The 19,510-nt window shown below is 65.4% G+C and carries 23 protein-coding genes; 13 read left to right on the forward strand and 10 right to left on the reverse strand.

Features of this window, described 5'->3' with window-relative positions; genetic code table 11:
* Nucleotides 1-7: 7 nt before the first annotated feature.
* Nucleotides 8-613 carry a riboflavin synthase gene (locus tag NATPE_RS01960; RefSeq protein ID WP_006180272.1) on the forward strand — a complete coding sequence of 202 codons (606 nt, stop codon included), beginning with the start codon at nt 8-10 and terminating at the stop codon, nt 611-613.
* Between the two features lie 38 nt (nt 614-651).
* Here the strand turns inward: NATPE_RS01960 and NATPE_RS01965 are convergent, their stop codons facing one another.
* Both NATPE_RS01965 and NATPE_RS01970 read right to left on the reverse strand, forming a co-directional pair.
* Entirely contained in the window at nt 652-1,674 is a 1,023-nt protein-coding gene (locus NATPE_RS01965; RefSeq protein ID WP_006180271.1) for a PrsW family intramembrane metalloprotease, read from the reverse strand.
* Nucleotides 1,675-1,752: 78 nt separating this feature from the next.
* On the reverse strand, nt 1,753-3,066 hold the full coding sequence (locus tag NATPE_RS01970) for a dicarboxylate/amino acid:cation symporter (RefSeq protein ID WP_006180270.1): 1,314 nt from the start codon (nt 3,064-3,066) through the stop codon (nt 1,753-1,755).
* Between the two features lie 324 nt (nt 3,067-3,390).
* Here NATPE_RS01970 and NATPE_RS01975 point away from each other — a divergent pair, with 324 nt between their 5' ends.
* Entirely contained in the window at nt 3,391-3,768 is a 378-nt protein-coding gene (locus NATPE_RS01975) for a DUF7532 family protein (protein WP_006180269.1), read from the forward strand.
* Nucleotides 3,765-5,201, forward strand: a complete 1,437-nt coding sequence (locus tag NATPE_RS01980; protein WP_006180268.1) for a DUF402 domain-containing protein — start codon at nt 3,765-3,767, stop codon at nt 5,199-5,201. The genes NATPE_RS01975 and NATPE_RS01980 overlap by 4 nt, the downstream gene beginning before the upstream one ends.
* Before the next feature lie 88 nt (nt 5,202-5,289).
* Here the strand turns inward: NATPE_RS01980 and NATPE_RS01985 are convergent, their stop codons facing one another.
* The 4 genes from NATPE_RS01985 to NATPE_RS02000 all read right to left on the reverse strand — a co-directional run bounded on the left by NATPE_RS01985 (nt 5,290) and on the right by NATPE_RS02000 (nt 7,840).
* Nucleotides 5,290-5,748: an NUDIX hydrolase gene (locus NATPE_RS01985; RefSeq protein ID WP_006180267.1), complete on the reverse strand. Its 459-nt coding sequence runs from the start codon at nt 5,746-5,748 to the stop codon at nt 5,290-5,292.
* 105 nt (nt 5,749-5,853) lie between these two features.
* Nucleotides 5,854-6,840, reverse strand: coding sequence for a bile acid:sodium symporter family protein (locus NATPE_RS01990; protein WP_015298700.1), 987 nt, complete (start codon nt 6,838-6,840; stop codon nt 5,854-5,856).
* Nucleotides 6,841-7,036: 196 nt separating this feature from the next.
* Nucleotides 7,037-7,204 (reverse strand): DUF7560 family zinc ribbon protein, encoded by a 168-nt coding sequence (locus NATPE_RS01995; protein ID WP_006180265.1) that lies wholly within the window; start codon nt 7,202-7,204, stop codon nt 7,037-7,039.
* 201 nt (nt 7,205-7,405) lie between these two features.
* Nucleotides 7,406-7,840 (reverse strand): hypothetical protein, encoded by a 435-nt coding sequence (locus tag NATPE_RS02000; protein WP_006180264.1) that lies wholly within the window; start codon nt 7,838-7,840, stop codon nt 7,406-7,408.
* 105 nt (nt 7,841-7,945) lie between these two features.
* Between NATPE_RS02000 and NATPE_RS02005 the strand changes: the two genes are divergently transcribed.
* Nucleotides 7,946-8,290 carry a winged helix-turn-helix domain-containing protein gene (locus NATPE_RS02005; RefSeq protein WP_006180263.1) on the forward strand — a complete coding sequence of 115 codons (345 nt, stop codon included), beginning with the start codon at nt 7,946-7,948 and terminating at the stop codon, nt 8,288-8,290.
* A 1-nt stretch (nt 8,291) separates the two neighbouring features.
* A complete protein-coding gene (locus NATPE_RS02010) occupies nt 8,292-8,612 on the forward strand; it encodes a DUF7521 family protein (protein ID WP_006180262.1) in 321 nt (106 codons plus the stop codon).
* Nucleotides 8,613-8,651: 39 nt separating this feature from the next.
* Here the strand turns inward: NATPE_RS02010 and NATPE_RS02015 are convergent, their stop codons facing one another.
* Nucleotides 8,652-9,707 (reverse strand): aldo/keto reductase, encoded by a 1,056-nt coding sequence (locus NATPE_RS02015; protein WP_006180261.1) that lies wholly within the window; start codon nt 9,705-9,707, stop codon nt 8,652-8,654.
* Between the two features lie 124 nt (nt 9,708-9,831).
* Here NATPE_RS02015 and NATPE_RS02020 point away from each other — a divergent pair, with 124 nt between their 5' ends.
* From NATPE_RS02020 to NATPE_RS02035, 4 genes are all read left to right on the forward strand, one after another.
* Entirely contained in the window at nt 9,832-10,047 is a 216-nt protein-coding gene (locus tag NATPE_RS02020) for a hypothetical protein (RefSeq protein ID WP_006180260.1), read from the forward strand.
* A gap of 76 nt (nt 10,048-10,123) precedes the next feature.
* Complete coding sequence (locus NATPE_RS02025; RefSeq protein ID WP_006180259.1) at nt 10,124-11,023, forward strand: acyltransferase; 900 nt, start codon at nt 10,124-10,126, stop codon at nt 11,021-11,023.
* Between the two features lie 74 nt (nt 11,024-11,097).
* Complete coding sequence (locus tag NATPE_RS02030; RefSeq protein ID WP_006180258.1) at nt 11,098-11,421, forward strand: DUF7577 domain-containing protein; 324 nt, start codon at nt 11,098-11,100, stop codon at nt 11,419-11,421.
* Nucleotides 11,422-11,664: 243 nt separating this feature from the next.
* A complete protein-coding gene (locus tag NATPE_RS02035; RefSeq protein WP_006180257.1) occupies nt 11,665-11,979 on the forward strand; it encodes a HalOD1 output domain-containing protein in 315 nt (104 codons plus the stop codon).
* 17 nt (nt 11,980-11,996) lie between these two features.
* Here NATPE_RS02035 and NATPE_RS02040 read toward each other — a convergent pair whose 3' ends face one another.
* Nucleotides 11,997-12,746, reverse strand: a complete 750-nt coding sequence (locus NATPE_RS02040) for a hypothetical protein (RefSeq protein ID WP_006180256.1) — start codon at nt 12,744-12,746, stop codon at nt 11,997-11,999.
* 435 nt (nt 12,747-13,181) lie between these two features.
* Here NATPE_RS02040 and thsB point away from each other — a divergent pair, with 435 nt between their 5' ends.
* Nucleotides 13,182-14,849 carry a thermosome subunit beta gene (gene thsB / locus NATPE_RS02045; RefSeq protein ID WP_015298702.1) on the forward strand — a complete coding sequence of 556 codons (1,668 nt, stop codon included), beginning with the start codon at nt 13,182-13,184 and terminating at the stop codon, nt 14,847-14,849.
* Nucleotides 14,850-14,928: 79 nt separating this feature from the next.
* Entirely contained in the window at nt 14,929-16,041 is a 1,113-nt protein-coding gene (locus NATPE_RS02050; RefSeq protein ID WP_015298696.1) for an IS630-like element ISNpe13 family transposase, read from the forward strand.
* Between the two features lie 280 nt (nt 16,042-16,321).
* Here the strand turns inward: NATPE_RS02050 and lrp are convergent, their stop codons facing one another.
* On the reverse strand, nt 16,322-16,786 hold the full coding sequence (gene lrp / locus NATPE_RS02055; RefSeq protein WP_006180252.1) for an HTH-type transcriptional regulator Lrp: 465 nt from the start codon (nt 16,784-16,786) through the stop codon (nt 16,322-16,324).
* Nucleotides 16,787-16,909: 123 nt separating this feature from the next.
* On the opposite strand from lrp, the gene glnA reads away from it, so the two are divergent.
* Together glnA and NATPE_RS02065 are read left to right on the forward strand one after the other, a co-directional pair.
* Entirely contained in the window at nt 16,910-18,265 is a 1,356-nt protein-coding gene (gene glnA / locus NATPE_RS02060; protein ID WP_006180251.1) for a type I glutamate--ammonia ligase, read from the forward strand.
* Between the two features lie 148 nt (nt 18,266-18,413).
* Nucleotides 18,414-18,932: a gamma carbonic anhydrase family protein gene (locus NATPE_RS02065; RefSeq protein WP_006180250.1), complete on the forward strand. Its 519-nt coding sequence runs from the start codon at nt 18,414-18,416 to the stop codon at nt 18,930-18,932.
* A 42-nt stretch (nt 18,933-18,974) separates the two neighbouring features.
* Here NATPE_RS02065 and NATPE_RS02070 read toward each other — a convergent pair whose 3' ends face one another.
* The gene (locus tag NATPE_RS02070) at nt 18,975-19,463 is read right to left on the reverse strand and encodes a hypothetical protein (RefSeq protein WP_006180249.1); all 489 of its coding nucleotides are present in this window, start codon (nt 19,461-19,463) and stop codon (nt 18,975-18,977) included.
* Nucleotides 19,464-19,510 lie beyond the last annotated feature (47 nt).

Below are 19,510 nucleotides of genomic sequence, written 5' to 3' on the forward strand. Positions count from 1 at the left end.
TGCGGCTATGTTCACGGGGATCGTCGAGGAGACCGGCGAGATCGTCGCACGAGAACACACCGACGACGGCCTCCGGCTCCGGATCGGTGCCGACGAGGTCGCGACGGGGCTCGAACACGGCCAGAGCATCAGCGTCAGCGGCGCGTGTCTCACCGTCGAAGAGTTCCGCGAGCGCGAGTGGTTCGAGGTCTTCCTCGCGACCGAGACGGTCGAGCGGACCTATCTGGGCGACCTCGAGACCGGCGAGACGGTCAACCTCGAGCGGGCGATGCCGGCCGACGGCCGGTTCGACGGCCACGTCGTCCAGGGGCACGTCGATGCGGTCGCCACCGTCACCGAGATCGAGTCCGTCGAAGAGGACTGGTTCTTCGAGTTCGACCTCCCGGCGGCGTTCGACCGATACGTCGTCGAGAAGGGGTCGATCACGCTCGATGGCATCAGCCTGACCGTCGCGGACCTGGACGAGGAACGCGGCCGGGTTACCGTCGCGATCATCCCGACGACCTACGACCTGACGACGCTCGCCGAGAAGGAGCCCGGCGATCCCGTCCATCTCGAGGTCGACGTCCTCGCGAAGTACGTCGAACGGCTGCTGGAAGCGCGGTTCGACTGAGCGGCGCTCTCGAGACGGTTCTCGTCGCCCCGGCCCGGTCAGCGCTGGGGCGGGTCGAACTCGGTCAGTTCCGGCCGCAAGTCGCCGACGCCGTCGTTCGTGACGGTCTGGTAGGTCCGGCGGTAGCGTGCGAGCTTTCGGTAGAGGTAGTAGCCGACCGCCAGATCGTAGCACACGACGTAGCCGACGAAGGCGATCCCGTAGCCGATCGGGAGCGCGCTGGCCACCTGCCCGGGTACGATGCCGACGGTCACGTTGTACGTGCCGTGGACGAACGCGGCGACGAGCAGCCCTTTGAGGACGATCGGGCCGGCGTACTCGCGGTTGAACTTCGCCAGCCCGAGGTAGTAGCCCGCGATCGCCGAGTAGATGACGTGGCCGGGGCCGGCCAGCGCCCGGACGGTCGCGATCCCGCCCGCCGTCGCGAGGAGGCTGGCTTCGGGTTCCGCCTCGCCGACGACTCGGCCGATGTAGATCGCGTTCTCGATGGCCGCGAAGCCGAGTCCCGCCACGGCACCGTAGACCGCGCCGTCGATCACGGCATCGAAACTGCTGCTCCGGTAGGCGAAGACCTTTACGGCGAGCAGTTTGACCGTCTCCTCGACGGGGCCGACGATCAGGTAGAAAAAGAGGAGGCTCCCGACGGCCCCGACGCCGAACAGCGGCCGCGTCACTGAGTTTACGACTGCGGCGAACGTCGCGAACAGGATCGCCAGCAGAAAGGTCGCGACGAGCAGCCGTAGCGGTTCCGCCGTCGTGATATCGGCGTACCAGATATACGCCGCGAGCAGTCCCGCGGGGACGAGCGAAAGCGCGAAAAAGCCCGCGAGATACGGGTCCTCGACGACGAGCGCGGCCGGCGAGACGAGCAAGGAGAGAGTGATCACGATCGCGGTTAGCAACACGATCGCCCGAAACCCGTAGCTGACCGCGTTGTAGAGCGTGTACGCGATCAGATCCGGGACGGATCGCGGTTTCCACGTCGAGACATCGTAGAGGTCGAGTGACCCGTCTCCGGACCGCTCCTCGGCGCGTTCGACCGGGTCTCGCCTGCGTTGCATGAGCGACGGTATGGCTGCCGGCCGGGTATAGGTTCGGCAACCGGCGGCGTCCCGTCGTCCAGTGTCCCGACGGCCGTCTCAGTCGTCGGTCGTGCCCGGCGTCGAGTCCGGGACGTCCGTCTCCGACCAGACGGTGGCCGCGCGGTCGATCTTGTCGTTCCAGCCGGCGACGAGCGTCGTGACTGCCAAGTCGCCGGTCACGTTGTTCATCGTCCGCAGGCGGTCGAGGATCGGATCGACGCCCGCGACCATGCCGACGACCTCGAGCGGGAGGCCGAGTTGCGTAAGGACCATGGTGAGCATGATCAGGCCGCTTCCGGGGACGCCGGCAGTACCGACGCTCGCGAGGAGGGCCGTCGCGACGACGGTGAGCTGTTCGCCGATGGTCAGGGTCTGGCCGACCATGTTGGCGGCGAAGACTGCCGCGACGCCCTGATACATCGCCGTCCCGTCCATGTTGATCGTCGCGCCCAGCGGCAGCGAGAAGCTGTAGACCTCCTCGTCGACGCCGAAGTTCTCGTCGGCGTCGTTCATCGTGACCGGCAGCGTTCCGCTGGAGGAGCGGATCGAGAGCGCGGTTACCATCGCTTCCTTGCTTCCCCGGAGGAAATCCAGCGGTGATTCCCGGAGCAGTCCCCACTGGATGATCAGCAGGTAGGTGACGCCGATGTGGAGGCCGACGGCGATCGCGAGCGCGCCGATGAGCTTGGCAAACGGTGCGATCGCGTCGACCCCGGCGTTCCCGAACGTCGTCGCCATCAGGGCGAAGACGCCGATCACGCCGTACTCCATGACGCCCCAGACGATCTTGAACATCGCCTCCGCGCCTGTTTCGGCGATCTCGAACACCGTTTCGGCACCCTCGTGAACGGCCGAGCTGACGTCGTACTCGTCTTGCAGATAGGCCAGCGCGAGCCCGAACACGATCGTGAAGAAAATCGTCGGGAGGACGTCGCCCGCGGCCATCGCTCCGATCGGGTTCGTCGGCACGATGTTCATGAACACCTCGACGATGTCGGGGGCCTCTTTGGTCTCGACGGTCGCGTCGGCCACCTCGAGCCCGGTCCCGGGATTGATCAGGTTCGCGACGAACAGCCCGATACCGATCGCGATCGCAGTCGTGACCAGATACAGCGCGACGACCTGCCCGCCGATCTTCCCGAGGTTCGACGGCGAGAGCCGTCTGGCACCCATAAGCAGTGTGAAGACGATGATCGGAATCACGATCATCTGAAGCAGTCGAACGAAGAGATCACCGAGCGGCTCGAGCCGCGTTGCCGGTTCGCCGACCGTCAGGCCGACGAGCGAGCCGAGGACGAACGCGACGCCGATGCGGTAGATGATCGGAACGGAGCGATATCGATCGTAGAGCTGCCTGAGTGTGATCGCCATACCCACCCTGGCAATACTCACACAATAAAATCATCGATCCTGAACATACGGTCTGGGTCCGTCGCGCTCGGATAGCTATTTTCCAGAGATGGTGTATCATTCTTCCCGGATGAAAACACACTACAAATAATTACTAATGGCTGGGGGGAGGATGTACGAACGATCAGGTATCGGTCGGTTGCCTCGATCGGATCCCCTGCCAGCATTGTCTCTCCCCGTCGTCAGAACGATGCCCTGTCCTGTCCAGTCCGACGTGCCGGGTCCCGAAAGCGCCGATCGCTCGGACTCGGAATCCACAAAGGCCTCCCGTTCGAACCGACGCCCATGCACTTCGACCAGCGAACTCAGCGGGCGCTCCGGGACGTCGGCCTCGAGACCGACGACCTCCGTGCCGCCTCCGAGGCGGTCGTCGAGGCCGTCGCGGACGACGCGGCGGCGCTCGAGGCGTTCTTCGACGATCACGACACCGTCTACTCGGATATGGACATGGCCCACTCGAGTTCGGCGTATCCGGAACACGCGGTCGATTACGCCGACATCACGACCCACGGCGACGAGATGCGGGGCTGGCTCCGCTTCGACACCTGGGGTGTCTACGTCGAAGGGGGGCGGCTCCTCGAGGACGGCTCGGTCGAACTCTCCCTGGGACCGACGATCAACGACCGGGTGCGGTTCGCCGCCGACCGCGACAGGCTGCGATGACGACGGCTCGAGTCCGCGGCATCTACACGACGGCCGTCACGCAACTGCTGAGCGAGGCCGACTGCGAGGTCGTGCAGGCCTCCGAGCCGATTCGGGAGCGCTTCGACCAGTCGTTCGACGCCGCGCCGGCCGACGCGACGGTCGAGACGACCCGCGATCGGCAGGGCGTCGAGATTTCCGGCGACCCCGACGCGGTCGAGACGGTCGCGACGGCCCTCGAAGGGCTAGCCATCGACGCCTTCCGCTGGGACGCCGAGGTTCCCCGCGGCGCGGTCTTCGACGCCGAGGTCCTCGAGGCCGGCGGCGGGGGCGGCGCAGTGGTCGACCTGGGCGAGGGCCGGCGGGGCTATCTCGCGTACGACGCCGTCGACGGCTACGTCGACGCGGGCGACTGCTACCGGGTGCAGGTCAGCGAGCCTGCGCCGCCGTGGGACGACGACCGCCCGCTCGTGGAACCGACTCTCGAGGTCGCTGGCGGGCTCTGTACGCTCTCGCAGGATCGCAGCGGCGTCTCGGCGGCGCTGCGGGGCGAGCGCGCCGAGGAACTGGTCGGCATGACCGACCTGCTCTCGGTCGAGATCCCCGAGGGGTGGGGACTGCGCTGGCAACACGCCGCGGCCAACGCAGACCTCGAGGCGATGGGGGCTGCCCTCGAGGACGCCGCGAGCCGGGCCCGGGCGCTCGAGGATGCGCTTGCCGACGCGCCGGGCGAGCCCGGCGAGCCGGGACTGCTCGCCACGCCCCGGCGGACCGAGTGGTGTTGGTTCGGCCGCGAGACCCGATTCGAACTGGACGGCGTCCGCCGGCGGGTCGAGACGACGATGCCGGGCCATCACCGGTCGAAGGCCGCCGATCGGGCCGCCAGCGCCGCGGTCGACTTCGCGGAGGCGGTCTGTGGCTCGCTGGGTGCCGATACGACCGACGACGATGCCTTCCCCTTCGCCGCGGTCGCCCGCCAGTTCGGCCCGACGAACGGCGACCGCCTCGAGATCGGCCACGGCAAACCCGATGGCCGGCTCATCTCGCTCGGTCGCGGCGAGGTCACCGACTGGGACCCCGAGGGCAAGCTCACCCTCGAGCGCTCGATGAGCGGCGGCGGCAGCTACGACGCGCTCGGGGTGCCCAAGGAGTCGGGCGACGTGGCCGTGACGAAGTTCCGCGAGGGTCGGTGGTGGTATCCGACGACCTACAAGGCGGCCGACGGCACGGCGAAGGGCACCTACGTCAACGTCTGTACGCCGGTCGAACTCTTTCCGGATACCGCGCGGTACGTCGACCTCTACGTCGACGTGATCCGGCAGCCTGACGGGACCGTCGAGATCGTCGACGCGGACGACCTCGAGGCGGCCATCGACGACGGACTCGTCGCCGAGGATCTCGCCGCAAAGGCGATGAACGTGGCGGAAGCCGTCGAACGGGCGCTTTCGAAATAGGTCCGCGTCGGTCCGCGTTTTCGGTGCGCTCGCGCTCGAGAGCGACGCGACTGGGAGCGTCCGTCCGGAACGCGATCCGCGCCGGCGATCAGTCCGAGGCGCTCGAGGCCGGTTCGGCCCCCGCGGCGACCGGGAGCAGATCGACGTACTCGTCGAGATCGAGCGCGAACTCCCCCGCTGTCGCCGGCTGGACCCAGCGGAACTCGAACTCCGAGCCGTGTTCGCCGCCGCCGTCGGTGACGGTGTGGGTCCACCGATCTCGCGGTTCGTAGACCGTGGCATGGAAGAAGTGCCAAACGTAGCGCTTCGGCGGCTCTTCGCGGCGGGTCCAGACGTCGGTCGTCAGATGCTGGGTGCCGTTCAGCGTTCCCAGTCCGCTCTCCTCACGGACCTCTCGGAACAGCGCTTCCTGCGGTGATTCTCCCGGCTCGAGGGTGCCTTTGGGAATCTGGAGCCCGTCGTGGCCCGGCCCCTCGAAGACCAGTAGCTCGCTCGAGCCGCGGGTGATGTAGGCGCACGCCTTCCGGACGTACGTGACGTCTCCCATGTTACTAGTTAACACAGTATGCCGGCGTAAAAACCTGTCATGGGGGTAATTGAATGTCCTTAAGGGAATTGTCCGACCGATCGCGCCGAACGACGACTCCGGCGGTCAGTCGGCGGCGGCCGGCTCCCCGTCCCCGACGGGCGCGTCCTCGTCGAGGTAGGTAAACAGCGTCGCCAGCGCCGGGCCGGAGACGTTGTGCCAGACGCTAAAGAGCGCCGGGATCAGTGCGGCACCCGCGCTGAAGTGGGCCGTCGCGAGCGCGACGGCTAGGCCGCTGTTCTGGAGGCCGACCTCGAACGCACACGCTCGCGCTCGATCCTCCGCCATGTCGGCCGCGTGACCGACCGCGTAGCCGGCCCCGAGCCCGAGGCCGTTGTGCAACACGACCGCGAGGAAGACCAGTGCGCTCGCGCCGAGGATCGTCTCGACGTTGAGGCCGACGACCGCCGCCACGATGGCGACGATGGCGATCACGCTGATCGCCGGGAAGATAGAGAGTCCGGCCTGTGCGAGCGCCGGCGCGTACTCGTCGAGGACGTAGCGCAGTACCAGGCCCCCGACGACCGGGAGCAAAACGACCTGCACGATCGACGTCGCCATCTCCGCGAACGTGACGGTGATCGACTCGCCGGCCAACAGGACGATCCACGCCGGCATCACGAGCGGCGCGGCGATCGTCGTCACCGACGTGATCGACACCGAGAGCGCGACGTCGCCGCGCCCGAGATAGGTCATCACGTTCGAGGCGGTCCCGCCCGGGGCCGCGCCGACGAGTATCAGGCCGAGACCGATCTCCTCCGGCAACCCAAGCGCGACGACGAGGACGTAGGCGATCGTCGGCATCAGGAGCCATTGGCTCATCGCGCCGATGAAGACGTCCCGCGGCCGCTCGAGGATACGACGGAAGTCCGCGGGAGTCAGCGTCAGCCCCATCCCGAGCATGATGATGCCCAGCAGCGGTGTGATGTAGGGTGCGATCGGGGTGAACGTCTCGGGGGAGTAGAGCGCGAGCGGGGAGACGACCAGTACCCAGACGACGAAATACTTGCTCGTCACCGATCCGATTCGTTCCAGAACACGCTGCAAACTCATTCGGTTCTCACCGCACTGTGAAACATGCACAGCCGTCTGTGAGTCTGCTACATTAATACTACGGCTTACGTGTGCGTTTGTCACAGCAACGGCTCACGTGGAACGCGAGTCGGGACGTGGTGAGACGAGCGGCTCCCGATCGGGTCGGTAATACAGGCGGGGGCTCGAGACGCGGGTCATCGCATCGGTGAGCGATCTATGCCGGATCCGCGCGTTCGGTGCTGCCGGCGACCGGTGTGAAGTGATCGTCGGCGACGGGCCGGCCACAGACGGGACAGCCGTTGGCCAACGTCGCCTCTCGCACGGGCTCGGTCACCGCCATCTCCTGGCGACAGTCGGGGCAGGTAAATTCGTACGGTGTCATGGTGGGTGGTATCCTCGACGACTAGACCTTCGGCTCCATCCCCGATAGGGAGACGACCCAGATATAGAGGGTCGTATATACGTGGGTCCGCTGATCCCCACGATCACGGCCCGACGGCCGATCGCAGGGGTTCGGATTCGACCGCTCGGCGGTGTTCGGTACCCGTACTCGAGACACTGCCCGATCGGTCGACTCGAGCCGCTACAGGACGTTGGCCGTAACGAACGCGATCTGACCGAGGACGAGGGTCAGGAGGACCGTCAGCACACACAGCTCGTAGTACCCGCGCCGGCGATCGAACGCCTCGGTGCCCTCGAGGGCCGTCCCGAGCGCACGCAGTCCGAGATAGACGGCCGCCACGAGGCCGGACGCGGCGGTCAGCGCGAGGACCGTCGGCGCGTATTCCGGGCCGTAGTACGTCCCGACCGACCAGCGGATCCGGACGCTGTCGCCGAGGGCCGGCGCGGCTGCGAGGCTCACCGCGATGCTTGCGAGGACGACAAGGAGCCCGCCGGCCGCGGTCGGCCGGAGTCGGCCGCCAGCGCGACTCGCACACAGTGTCGCCAGCCGCGTCGCGACGCGGCGGAATCGATCACGGAACCGCTCGAGCCGTCCGGTCGTTCGGGTCGATGACATCGTATGCTCACGGACGGGGGCCGGACGGAAAGCCGGTCTCGCACGACTGCAGCGGCTGCAGTCGTGAAAACCCCTTTATGTCCGTTCTCGGTACAGACCCGTACCGTGAGTGAGGAGCCGGACGTCGAGACGGTCGGGGCCCTGCTGGAGGACCCGACAGTTCGCACGATCCTCACCCAGACGAGTCAGGAACCCATGTCTGCCACCACTCTGAGTACCCACTGTGACGCGTCCCAACCGACGGTGTATCGGCGGCTCGAGGACCTCCGGGAGTGCGGTCTCCTCGTCGAGCGGACCAGGCCCGATCCCGACGGCGGCCACCACCGGACCGTCTACTCGACGAATCTCGAGCGGATCACGGCTGACCTCGAGGGCGGCGAGCTGACCCTCCGTATCGAGCGCCGCGAGGACATGGCCGACCGCTTCACGGACCTGATCGAGGGGATCTGACGTGCGCTCGCTCCCGCTGCAGCTCTGGGAGGCCTCGCCCGCCGACTGGGTCGCGACGTTCGTGCAGGCGACCGACGTCCTGAGCGCGGTCATCGGGCTGTTCATCGCGTATCAAGCCTACCGGGGCTACCGGCGAAACGACAGCCGGCCGATGCTGGTGATCGCCGTCGGGTTCCTGTTCGCGCTCGCGGTCCCGTTCCTACTCGTGATCCTCTACGCGGTACTCCCGTTCCTCTCGGAGACGCTGCTCGCGGTTCTCAGTCAGGCGAGCCAGCTCTCGGGGCTGCTCGCGATCCTGTACGCGCTCCGAATGCCGGCCTGAACGCACCGGATCCGGCTTCGAAAGAAGCCGTCGGCTCGATCAGTCGGCCGCGAGTTTGTCCAGTCCGGCCGACTCGATGTCCGCGCCGTCGACGGACGAGCGCAGCGCGTCCATCCCGTCGTCGCGGTCGATGTCGAAGTCGTTCACGTAGAGTTCGTCGACGCGGGTCATCTCCTCGTCGGTGAGCTTCGGCACGTCGCTGGCGGCCGCCCACTCGTCGATGTCGCCTTTCGTACGGAACGTCGGCGTCACGGTCGCGACGGGGTCGTGAGAGAGCAGCCACGCGATCGCGGCCTGCCCCATCGTGCGCTCGCCGTCGCGTTCAAGGAAGCGCAGTTGCTCGAGTTTCTCCCAGCCCGTCTCGTACCACTCGTCGGGGCGGAAGCCCCGATGGTCGCCCTCACCGAGTTCGGTGTCGGGCGTGACCTGCTCGTTGAGAATGCCCGAGGAGTGTGGCACCCGGGGGATGAGGCTGGTCGAGGACCCCGTGCGCTCGATCGTCTCGAGGAAGTGGTTCCCGACCTCCTGCTCGAGGACGTTCCAGACCAGTTGGACGGAGTCGAACTCCTCCTCGATGGCGAGGTCGCCCTCGGCGAGCCAGCCGATCGAGGGGCCGAGCGCGAGCCCGGTGGCGTCGATCAGGCCCTCCTCTTCGAGTTCGTCCAGTAGCTCGAGGACGTCGGGGGTGATTTCGTCGACGTCGGCGTTGTGCAGTTGGAGGACGTCGACGGAGTCCATGTCGAGCCGCTCGAGGCTCTGTTCGACGGCCTCCCGCAGGTAGTCGGGCTCCATCTCCTTCGGGAGTTCGCCGTGGCCGGCCTGGGGGTTGTCGTAGAAGTCGTAGCCGACCTTGGTGGCGACGGTGACCTCGTCGCGGACCTCGGCCAGGGCCTCGCCGAGCAGTTCCTCGCTGTCGCCGTGGCCGTAGACGTCGCCCGTGTCGAAGTAGGTGATCCCCTGATCGACGGCGTACTGGACCATCTCGATGGCGTCGTCCGCGGAGCGGTCGCCCCACCAGTCGGTCCCGACGACCCACGCACCGAAGCCGACCTCGCTGACCTCGACGCCGGAGTCGCCCAGTTCGCTGTGTTGCATATCGACCCCTTCGTAGTGGGGGAACTTATGGTGAACGGAACGCTCGAGCGGCCGTCCGAACGGGTTCGGGGCGACCGCGTCGGCGAGGCGAACCGTTATGCGGCCTAGGCTGACAGCTATCGGTATGGTCGCCGCTCGCAGCCGCAATCCCCGACTGATCCTGTTCGGGGTCGTCCTCGCACTGCTTCCGATCGGACTGCTTGCCGGTCGCTCCCTCGAGTTTGCGACCGATCGGCTGACGATCAGCGGCGTCGTCGTCGGCGTCGTTTTGGTCGTCGTCGCGCTCGCGATCCCCGTCCTGTTGCTCGCTAGCTGGCAGGCCGAGACCGAATCGCGGTGACACGCGTGCCAGTGGGTCCGGCAACCGGGACCGGACAACCGAACCCCTATCAACTCGGCGGGCAATACTTCGGGGTATGACAAAGCGGTACGTGTCGCTCCCCGACGAGGCCGAATCGGGGATGCGCGAGTTCATCGACGAGGTCGATCGACGGCTTGCGAGCGACGAGGACACCTGCTCGATCGTCGAAGACGTCCTGATCGACCTCTCGGGCGACCGCGAAGCCTACGAGCGCTGGCAGCGCGGCGAGTCGGTGTCGGCGGCCGAACGCGTCCGCCTGCAGAGCTACGATCCCTGCAACACCACGCTCGAGAGCGAGTACTACGCCGAGAAGGACGAGGAGCGGTTCCGCCGCTCGAAACACCTCCAGTGGCTCTGGCGGCAGTTCGACAGCCTCCCGATCGCGGACAACGTCGAGTTCGCGCTGCGATTCAGACGGATGCTCGCGGACCACCTCTTCGAGGAGTGTGGCGACAACTGTCGGTTCTTCAAGGGTATCACCTTCACCTACGGCCACAACATCACGATCGGGGACAACACGGTCGTCCACGACGACGTCCACCTGGACGACCGCGGGAAACTCACCATCGGCGACCGCGTCTCGATCTCCGACGGCGTCCACGTCTACAGCCACGACCACGACGTCGTCGACCAGACCGAGGTCCGCAACTACCACACCATCGTCGAGGACGACGTTCGGCTCACCTACGACGCGATGGTCCGGGCCGGCTGCAAGGTCGGCGAGAACGCCATCGTCGGCGCGCGCGGCATCGTTCAGAACGACGTCCCCGCCCACCACATCGCGATCGGGATGCCCGCGACAAGCGTCAAGATCAAGCCCGGCTGGGAGGACGTCGCCACGCCCGTCGACGAGGCCGGCACGAACCGTCAGGCACAACGGCGGATCGAGTACGATGTCCCGGACGACCTCGAGGTCTTCGACGAGTTCGGCCGGAACCTCCAGCCACCCGAGTAGGTCCCGTTTCTCGAACTGTCTTCGATTCGGACGGCGGGGAATAGCCAAGTGCCTCGAGAACATATGTCACGGTGATGGAGCTGTGGGGCTGGCTCATCGGATACATCGCGCTGTTTGCCCTGTTGCACCTGTTACTGTACTATCTCTACGCCCGGCGCGACGACGGCGACGGTGAGCGGACGCCGTCGCTGGCCGATCCGAACCGCGCGAGCGTCCGGTCCTCGCCGGGTTCCGACCGGTACCCGCACGCGTCCGACGACGTCGACGCCGAGCCGGTCCCTGACGACCGGGCGGTGGTCGACGGCGAACCGACCCGCTGTCCCCACTGCGGTGCGCCCAACGAGGGTGATCAGGCGTTTACGTACTGCTGGAACTGCGTGTCCGCACTGCGCCGATAAACGCCGGCACGGACTGGTGCCCCTCTCGAACGCGGATCGATCCGGGACCCGTTCGACGATCCGGCATCGGCACTCACTGTCGCCGTTCGGTGGCCCGTCGCAACTCGATTGCACACTTCGTTTCTAGTTCGTGGATACTCTCGAGTTCTAACTACTGTTCCTCCGTCACTCCACCGGGTTGATGTAGTAATAAACGATTACGCTTTTGGTTCTCAAGTGAGGACTGGACGCAGACGAACCGCAATGAACGATTACGCTTCCGCCGCCGCCCGGTCTCGCTCTCCGCCCCTGTATCGCGTCTCGCACGATCCCGCCGGCCCGGCGACGCTCAGCACGACCGTGATCCACGCGCTGGCCGACTGCATGGGCGTCGACGTCACCGACGGCCGCGTCGCACTGTACGATGCCGTCGACCCCGCCGCGCTGGACAGGCTCTTCCGACCGCGCCACAACGGCAGTCCCCGGACCGGTGGCGCGCTCTCGTTCGTCGTCGATGGCTATCACGTCACGGTCAGGGGCGACGGTGAAATCCTGATCGAACCGCCGACCCGGCGCTGAAAACAACCGCTTTTTCGTCAGCTCGAGAGGTCAGTCGCGAGCCGCTCGAGGTGATCGACGCCGACGACGGCGACGACGTCGCCCGACTCGGCCCGGAGACCCTCGAGGCGATCGATCATACACTGCTCGCGCGTATCATCGCGATAGGACAGCGCCGTTCCGTCGGTATCGACGCCGCCCAGTAGCGCCTGCACGCCGGCCACGTGGGCACGCTCGTGGTCGGCCTGTCGCTCCGGCGGGTCGTCGCGATCGCAGTCGTATTCGGCCCGCGTGCCAGGGACGACCGTCATCGAGGTCGCGTGAGTCAGCGTCGCGGCGACCCGACAGGCGAGTGCCTCGCGGGTCGCGCCGCCGACGCTCGCGAGGACGCGCCGGGCGGTCCCGGCCGAGACGCGGTCGGCGACCAGCCGCCGGACGAGCAGTCGGAGAAACGACCAGTTCGGCGCGTCGATCCCGACGGGATCGGCCTCGGGTGCGGCCCGAATCGCGGCGCTCATCTCACCGCCGAACCGCGGCGACGCCGCGTCGTCGGCGCGATCACGGGCGTAGACGCGATACAGCGGGACGGCGATGGCCGGTAACTCGAGGGCGACCGTCTCGGGCTCGATCCGCTCGAGGACCCGCTCGACGCGGGCGATGCTCGCGGGGTGGTCGTGGACGACCCCGACGAGTACGAGGTCGCCGTCCGGTCCGGGCAGCCGGCGGTAGAACTGGGGGGTGATCCGGGGATCGTTGAACGATTCGGGAACGGACGGGGACTCGTCCATGCTCGAGTGGTAATACGTTACTACCGGGATAACCCTTCTGTTGTGTTGACTCGGCACTGAGTCAGTATTTATTCACCAACCGGCGCCGGGTCTGGCATCGTTTCGGCCGGAAAACCACGGCTTTCCGGACCGGTGGATCAGCGGTTCGGTCGACGGTCCCAAACGAGGGTCGTGAGACGTGTTTTCGATGGCGTCGTGAGGGGTGCCATTGGTTGGTCCGAACGAGGATCCCATCGCCACACACTATCTAATATAAAAGCACCGTGCCGACCCCCGACTGGGAACGATTCACGAGCCGATCCGATCGGCGAAATCGGTCGTCAATCCCGTACACTGTGGCGGTTTTCGTCGGCGAATCGGCCGCCGGACTGGTACGGCCGACTGCGACGATTGAGAAAGCTTTATGTAGAATCACAATCAATCGATCGAGTGACTATGAGTCAGCGAATGCAGCAGGGGCAGCCGATGATCGTAATGAGCGAGGACTCCCAGCGCGTCAAGGACAAGGACGCGCAGGATTACAACATCAGCGCCGCCCGTGCGGTCGCTGAAGCCGTTCGATCCACACTCGGCCCGAAGGGCATGGACAAGATGCTCGTCGACTCCATGGGATCGGTGACGATCACTAACGACGGCGTCACCATCCTCAAGGAGATGGACATCGACAACCCGACGGCCGAGATGATCATCGAGGTCGCCGAAACGCAGGAAGACGAGGCCGGTGACGGCACCACGACCGCCGTCGCGATCGCCGGCGAACTCCTCAAAAACGCCGAGGACCTCCTCGAGCAGGACATCCACCCGACGGCGATCATCAAGGGCTTCCACCTCGCTTCCGAGCAGGCCCGCCAGGAGATCGACGACATCGCGACCGACATCGACACGAGCGACGAGGAACTCCTCCGAAAGACCGCCGAGACCTCGATGACCGGCAAGGGCACCGAGGTCAACAAGGAGTATCTCGCCGAACTCATCGTCGAGGCCATCCGGCAGGTCACCGTCGAGGACGAGAACGGCGACAACGTCGTCGACCTCGAGTTCCTCAACATCGAGACCCAGACGGGTCGCAGTGCCGGCGAGTCCGACCTCCTCGAGGGCGGCATCGTCGACAAGGACCCCGTCCACGACAACATGCCCAACTCGGTCGAGGACGCCGACATCCTCCTGCTCGACGAGGCGATCGAAGTCGAGGAGACCGACGTCGACACCGAGGTCTCGGTCACCGACCCCGACCAGCTCCAGAAGTTCCTCGACCGCGAGGAGAAACAGCTACAGGAGAAAGTCGACACGATCGCCGACCTCGGCGCTGACGTCGTCTTCTGCCAGAAGGGCATCGATGACCTCGCTCAGCACTACCTCGCCAAGGAAGGCATCCTCGCGGTGCGACGCGCCAAGAAGTCCGACCTCGAGTTCCTCCAGGAAGTCGTCGGCGCGGCGATCGTCTCCGACCTCGAGAGCGCGACCGAGGAGGACCTCGGCTTCGGCGACGTCACCCGCGACGAGGAAGACGAACTGTTCTACGTCGAGGGCGAGGACGCCCACGGCGTCACCCTCCTGCTGCGTGGCTCGACCGACCACGTCGTCGACGAACTCGAGCGCGGCGTCAACGACGCGCTCGATGTCGTCGCACAGACTGTCTCCGACGGCCGCGTCCTCGCGGGCGGCGGTGCCATCGAGGTCGAACTCGCCGGCCGTCTGCGCGACTACGCCGACTCCGTCTCCGGCCGCGAACAGCTGGCCGTCGAGGCCTTCGCCGACTCGCTCGAACTCGTCCCGCGCGTCCTCGCCGGGAACGCGGGACTGGACTCGATCGACACGCTCGTCGACCTGCGTGCGGCCCACGACGACGGGCAGATCACGGCCGGTCTGAACGTCTTCTCGGGCGACGTCGAGGACACCTTCGAGGCCGGCGTCGTCGAACCGGCCCACGCCAAGGAACAGGCCGTGACCTCCGCCGCGGAGGCCGCGAACCTCGTTCTCAAGATCGACGACATCATCTCCGCCGGCGACCTCTCCACCGACAAGGGCGACGACGAAGAGGGCGGCCCCGGCGGTGCCGGCGGCATGGGCGGCATGGGCGGCGGCATGGGCGGCATGATGTAAGCCCAGCTTTTACGCTGTCAACCGAAAGAGCGCGTAGTGATTCGGGAAAGTTATTGAGTAGAAGTATCTCTTTAGTGTAGTGACTGGTCGAGAGAAGAAAATCGTGCGACACCTGAGTGAAGAAGATCTGGATCGTCTTCTCGGCGAGGCAGACGATCAGAAGGAATTCGAACGCCTCGTGTTCATCAAACGGCTGTACAAGGGTGCCACGCTGAAGGAAGCCGCCGACGACGTCGGGAAATCTGAGGGCACCGCCACGAACTGGGTTAACCGCTGGAACGAAGGAGGTCTCGGCAAACTCACTCCGAACTTCGGGGGCGGTCGGCCCCCGAAGCTCGACGAAGACCAACAAGACGAACTCATCGATCGACTACGTGAGGGACAACCGTGGAAAAAACAGGAGATTCAGCACCTTCTCGACGAGGAGTTCGACGTCGAATATCATCCACACTACCTCCCAACGTTCCTACACAATCTCGGCCTTTCCTACGCCATTCCTCGGACAAAACGGCCTGATCGACCCGACAACGCCGAAGAGATCCTCGACGAACGCGTTGAGTACGCGTTCGACGAGGATGCTCACGACCAGCCACATAATAAGCGCGAGAGTGACGACGATGACGACGAAGAGAAGTGGCGTACCGATGAGGATATCTGCACTGATGGCGGGACTGTGGTGGGATTTTTCGATGTCTCGCATCCACAACCATGGGACAACTCTCAGCGACTGTATACGGTCGATGAACCACATATCACTCGGCCGCTGGTGAAAATCGATACACCAGCGGCCGGGTTCTATGCGCTCAACGGAGAGAGCGTGCTGTCGTTCCCACCGAACCAGGAGAAAGAACAAATCTGTGGGTGTTTCGAGGAGATCCGCGAGCAGAATCCCGGCAAGCGGATTCTGCTCGTGTTGGATAACTTTTCGTCACACGTCTGCAAGCACACGCGCAAGCGTGCTCATGAACTCGGGATTGATCTGGTGTTCCTTCCGGTTGGTTCCCCGGACCTCAACCCAATCGAACCTGTCTGGAAGAGTCTCAAGTGGGAGTCTTCGCCGTTGATTGTTAACGGCGAAGACGAGTACCGGAGACTCCTTGACGAACTGTTCGACCAACTGACCGAGAAACTGAGTTTCGCTGCATCGTGGATTGACAATCACCTCAGTGGATTTCTCAATAAGATTTGCTAATCACTACGCGCTCTTTCGTGATAACGAGACGGCTCCGCCGTCTCGAACCACGCTCACTCGCTCACGCTGCTCGCTCGTTCGCTCGGTAAAACCTGGACCAAAAGCACTCCTCGCTCCCGACGGTCGCTCGTCGGCCCGAACGCGAAGCGTTCGGTGAACGGCATCGTTCGGGTTCTTCGAACCGCTCACTCGCCGATATTTGCGAGTGCTTGATGACATTTTAACAGACGACGCGGAGTCGCCACTATTCGAGTGAACCCTGCCGAAAAGACCCGTCCGATTACTCTTCGCCTTCGACCTCGAGTTCGAACTGTTCGTTCTCGCTCACGGCGTTGAGAACGACGCTCGTGTTCGAGGCCTTGATATCGGGATCGGTCAGCAGTTGCTTGATCTGGTCGTTCATCCCATCGGTGTCCTCGAACTTGCCGATGGCGATCACGTCGTAGTCGCCGGTGACCTCGTAGACGCTGGTCATCTGGCGGTGATCGCGCAGCGTGTCGGTGACGTCGGGGAGGGCGTTCCCCTCGACCTGCAGTTGGATCACGGCAGTCACGTCGTAGCCGACCGCGTCGTAATCCACCCGCGGGGTGTAGCCCTCGATCACGCCTTGCTCCTCGAGATCGGAGAGGTGGTTCGAGACGGTGGTCACGGACACGTCGAGTTCCTCCGCGAGGCTTCGCAGGCTCGCCCGGCCGTCACCGAGAAGTGCATTCACTAGTTTTGCATCGAGATTTTCGTACGTCATCAGGTATACCCACTCACCGTGCCCTTTAGAAATTTACGAATATGCAGTTTCGAGAGGGAGAGCGAAGATTTGCACGGAACGGTAGTGCTTTAGTATACTGGTTACGAGGATACGACGAGAAAGATGACAAGCGGAAACCTCTCTGAAACCGAACAAGCGGTATTGGACGAGATCGAGGAGCAAGACGTCGACTTCCTCCGACTACAGTTTACCGACATTCTGGGCACAGTCAAGAACGTCTCCGTGCCGGCCCGCCAGGCCGAGAAGGCCTTCACCGAGGGGATCTACTTCGACGGTTCTTCTATCGAAGGCTTCGTTCGCATTCAGGAGTCGGACATGCGACTCAAGCCCGACCCCGAGACGTTCGCGATCCTCCCGTGGCGCCAGAAGGACGACAGTGCCGCCGCCCGAATGATCTGTGACGTCTACGACACGACCACGGGCGAACCCTTCGAGGGCGATCCGCGCCGCGTTCTCAAGAACGCACTCGACCGCGCCGAGGAGATGGGCTACATGGTCAACGCCGCACCCGAACCGGAGTTCTTCCTGTTCGAGGAGGACGAGGACGGCCGCGCCACGACCAAGACCAACGACGCCGGCGGCTACTTCGACCTCGCGCCGAAGGACCTCGCCAGCGATGTCCGCCGCGACATCATCTACGGCCTCGAGGAGATGGGCTTCGAGGTCGAGGCCAGCCACCACGAGGTCGCCGAGGGCCAACACGAGATCAACTTCACCTACGACGACGCACTCGCGACGGCCGACAACGTCGGCACCTTCCGGACCGTCGTTCGTGCGATCGCCGCCCAGCACGACCTGCACGCGACGTTCATGCCCAAGCCGATCCCGCGTATCAACGGCTCGGGGATGCACACGCACCTCTCGCTGTTCACCGAGGACGGCGAGAACGCCTTCCACGACGAGGACGACGAGTTCAACCTGAGCGACGAGGCCCACGCCTTCACCGCCGGGATCCTCGAACACGCGCCGGCGATCACGGCGATCGCGAACCCGACCGTCAACAGCTACAAGCGCCTGGTGCCCGGCTACGAGGCGCCCGTCTACGTCGCCTGGTCGGACCGCAACCGCTCGGCGCTGATCCGCAAACCGGCGGCCCGAACGCCGGCGGCCTCGCGCGTCGAACTGCGCTCGCCCGACCCGTCCTGTAACCCGTATCTCGCGCTCGCCGTCATGATCCACGCCGGCCTCGACGGCATCGAGAACGATCTCGACTGCCCCGACCCGGTCCGCGAGAACATCTACGAGTTCGACGAGGCAAAACGCGAGGAGTACGGCATCAACACGCTGCCCTCGAACCTCGGCGAGGCCGTCGACGCCCTCGAGGAGGACGAGGCCATCTACAACGCGCTGGGCGACCACGTCGCGCCCAAGTTCGTCGAAGCGAAGCGACAGGAGTTCGAGGACTACCTCGTCGACGTCTCCGACTGGGAACTCGACCGCTACCTCGAGACGTTCTGAACGCCGCCGATCGGTCCGGCCTTTTGTTCTCCGCTTCGGTCATCAGCCCTCGCTCGCGGTCGTGACTCGAGTCCCGTTGCCAATGCATCGACGACTGTCACGGTGATCGTGATTCGGTATTATGGGTGCGATAGTGATACTGTCACACATGGTCGACAGCAGGACCTACGCGTTCGAGGACGACCGGCCGACGATCGACGACACGGCCCGCGTTAGCAGCGAGGCGACCCTCGTCGGTGACGTCGAGGTTGCGGCGGACGCGAGCGTCTGGCCCGGCGTCGTGCTACGTGGCGACGTCGGTCCCGTCCGGGTCGGCCGGGAAACGCACGTCGGGGACAACGCGACGATCCACGCCTCGCGACTCGCGAGCGAAGTCATGGTCGGTCACGGGGCCGTCCTCAACGAGACGTCCGTCGAGAAGCGATCGCTGATCGGGTTCAACGCGACGATAAACACCGGCGTGACGATCGGCACCGGCAGCATCGTCGCCGCTGGCACCGTCGTCCCCGACGAGTATACGATCCCGCCTGACTCGTTCGTTCGCGGCGTCCCTGCGGAGATCACGCCGCTCGAGGACACCGGGATCGACGCGGCGGCGATCCTCGACGACTACTCGTCGGGCGAGTACACGAACCTGGCCCAGCGCCACGAGGAACTGTTCGATTGAAAACAGCCCGCTCGCGCGGCATCCGGAACCGCGCTACGACCGCTAGGTCGCGGTTCCGATCTCGAAGATCTCCCGGTAGAGGCTCTCGGCGAGGTGGTCGATTCGCTCCTCGGCCTCGCTGGCGGCCATCGTGTCGGCGATGCCCCGCCACTCCACGGAGAGGCGGGCGATCGGCACCAGCGCGACCCCGCCGATGACGATGTCGCCCTCGGGGGTGTGAACGCGCCACTCGGTCCTCGTTCCCGTCGCGGCGCGGGTGACGCCCTCGATCTCGCCGCCGGCAGCGACCCACCGCTCGACCAGATCGTCGGTGATCCGGCGGAGCTTTCGTTCGCCGAGCAGGTGACAGCCGAGGCCGACGCCGGTCACCACCGCGAACGACGCGGCCGCCATCGCGAGGCCGCCGTAGGGGACGTTGATCGACGCGGCGAGGCCGGCCGTCACGACGACCAGCCCGACGACCCGTGCGTCGACCGCGTTCGGCACCGTGCCCTCCCAACTCGCCTCCCGGGACGGCTGCTCGAGTTGCATATCGACTGGGGGTTGCGACGACGTTCGGGTAGCCGTTTGCCTGTCCC

The organism is Natrinema pellirubrum DSM 15624 (assembly GCF_000230735.2).
GTDB lineage: Archaea > Halobacteriota > Halobacteria > Halobacteriales > Natrialbaceae > Natrinema > Natrinema pellirubrum.